The sequence below is a fragment of the Acetobacter fabarum genome, assembly GCF_040702925.2.
In the GTDB taxonomy this organism is placed as follows: Bacteria; Pseudomonadota; Alphaproteobacteria; order Acetobacterales; family Acetobacteraceae; genus Acetobacter; species Acetobacter fabarum_B.
On the sequence record NZ_JBFCXX020000083.1, the window covers coordinates 1 to 273 of the forward strand.

General features: G+C 61.2%; 1 protein-coding gene. It reads left to right on the plus strand.

The features are described 5' to 3' along the window. Nucleotides 1–273 (plus strand): hypothetical protein (locus AB2L51_RS15185; RefSeq protein WP_400922670.1); only part of this gene is annotated, 273 nt, incomplete at both ends.

Genomic DNA, 273 nt, shown 5'->3' on the forward strand with positions numbered 1-273 from the left:
GTCTGGTGGTGTACCTGTGCATTCCGCTGGTGCTGGCACTGTTCAGTGCCCGGGCCATGGCCGCGCGCGGTTTCTTCCGTCTGTGGCTGACCGTCGCCTCGAGCATCGCGCTGTTCCTCGGCCTGATGGAGATGGACTTCTACCGCGAGTTTCACCAGCGCCTCAATGGTCTGGTGTTCCAGTACGTGAAGGAAGACCCGAAAACCGTAATGAGCATGCTCTGGTACGGTTTCCCGGTGGTGCGCTACGTGCTGGCGTGGGTGATCGGTACGG